The sequence below is a fragment of the Cellulomonas sp. IC4_254 genome, assembly GCF_011603975.1.
GTDB lineage: Bacteria > Actinomycetota > Actinomycetes > Actinomycetales > Cellulomonadaceae > Cellulomonas.
Genome location: NZ_JAANNB010000339.1, coordinates 1 through 1,937 on the forward strand (window position 1 = coordinate 1; position 1,937 = coordinate 1,937).

Consider the following 1,937-nt stretch of genomic DNA (forward strand, 5'->3'; position numbering starts at 1 on the left):
CGACGCGGGCGGGGTCGGCCGGCGGGGCGGCGTCGACGGGCGCGTCGGGGTCGGGTGGCGCGGCGGGCGCGTCGGGGTCGGCCCGCGCGGGGCGCGGACGACGGCGGCCCGCGCGGGACCGGCTGCTCGCCGCGGCCGCGGCGCGGTTCTACGCCGACGGCATCGCCGGCACCGGCATCGACACGATCACCGCGGACGCGGGCGTCGCCAAGATGAGCCTCTACAACAACTTCGCGTCCAAGGCCGACCTCGTCGCCGCGTACCTCACCGCCCGGCACGCCGAGTGGCTCGACCTCTACGCCGCCCGGCTCGCCGACGCCGACGACGACCCCCGCGCGCGGGTGCTCGCGGTCTTCGACGCGTACGCCGACCACGCGAACGCCGGGTACGCGCACGGCTTCCGCGGCTGCGGCCTGCTCAACGCCGCCGCCGAGCTGCCGGCCGGCGACCCGGGCCGCGCGGTCGTGCGCGCGCACAAGGAGGAGGTCGAGGCGATCGTCGCCGGCCACCTCGGCGACCTGCTGCCGGACGACCCGGCACGGGCCCGCGCCCTGGCGGAGCACCTGGCGTTCCTGCTGGAGGGCTCGATGGCGCGGGCGGGGCTGGAGGGCGACGACGCCCGCCTGCGCCGCGCCCGCGCGCTGGCGGCCGACCTCCTGGCCGCGGTGTGACCGCCGAGGACGCGGCGCCCGCGCGGCCCGGGCCGACCGCGCCCGCGCCGACCGCGCCGACCGCGCCCGCGCCGACCGCGCCCGCCCCGACCCCGCCGACCTCGCCCACCACCGCTCTCGACACCCTCCGTGACCGCCGAGACGGCACCTCTCGGCTGGGTCGCCGGGACGATCCGCAGCCGAGAGGTGCCACCTCGGCGGGTGGTGACCACGGCAGGGGCGACCGAGGCCACGGGTCCGCCGACGACGGGTTCGCTGGTGACGATTCCGCCAGCGCCGGGTCGGCTGGTGCCGGGCTCGCTGGTGACGGGTTCGTGAGTGCCGGGTCGGCTGGCGCCGGGTTCGCGGGTGTCGGGCCTGCGGGTGCTCGGGTCGCTGGTGCCGGGTCCGTCGGGCCGGTCGGGGCCGCGGCGCCCGGAGCCGCGGCGGTGGCGTCCGGGACGGGCGTGCTCGCCGTGCTCGCCGCCGCCGTGCTGTGGGGGACGACCGGGACCGCCGCCACGTTCGCCCCCGGGGTCGGGCCGCTCGCGATCGGCGCGGCGGCCATGGGTGTCGGCGGCCTGCTGCAGGCGGCCACCGCGCGGCGCGCCATCGCGGCGCACGCCCGCACCCTCCGCTCCCGCGCCGGGCTGGTGCTCCTGGGCGCGGTCGCGGTGGCGGTGTACCCACTGGCGTTCTACTCGTCGATGCGGCTCGCGGGCGTCGCCGTCGGCACGGTCGTCTCGCTCGGGTCGGCGCCGCTCGCGTCGGCCCTCGTCGAGCGGCTGGTCGACGGGAGGCGGCTGTCCCGGCGCTGGCTCGCGGCGGCGACGGTCGGGCTGGCGGGCGTCGTGCTGCTCTGCGCGGCGGAGACGGTCGCCCAGGGTGCGCGCGGGTCGTCCTCGGGGTCGTCGACCGTCGCGGGCGTGCTGCTCGGGCTCGTCGCCGGCGCGACGTACGCGCTGTACTCGTGGGTCGCGCACCGGCTCATGCGGGCCGGCGTGCCGTCCCGCGCGGCGATGGGCGCGGTGTTCGGCGTCGGGGGCGTGCTGCTCCTGCCGGTGCTCGCGGTCACGGGCGCGCCGCTGGTGGCGTCCTGGGGGAACGCGGCGGTCGGCGGGTACATGGCGCTGGTACCGATGTTCGGGGGGTACGTGCTGTTCGGCTGGGGTCTCGCGCGGGTCGCCGCGAGCACCGCGACCACGCTGACCCTGCTCGAGCCCGCCGTCGCCGCGGTCCTGGCGGTGCTGGTGGTCGGGGAGCGGCTGCCCGTCGTCGGGTGGGTCG

The 1,937-nt window shown here is 79.5% G+C and carries 2 protein-coding genes; both read left to right on the forward strand.

Annotated elements, in window-relative coordinates; all coding sequences use genetic code 11:
- Positions 1-122: 122 nt before the first annotated feature.
- On the forward strand, positions 123-671 hold the full coding sequence (locus G6556_RS18560; RefSeq protein WP_166944595.1) for a TetR/AcrR family transcriptional regulator: 549 nt from the start codon (positions 123-125) through the stop codon (positions 669-671).
- A 428-nt stretch (positions 672-1,099) separates the two neighbouring features.
- Positions 1,100-1,937, forward strand: an 838-nt coding sequence (locus tag G6556_RS18565; RefSeq protein WP_346775006.1) for a DMT family transporter, incomplete at its 3' end; no start/stop codon positions are given.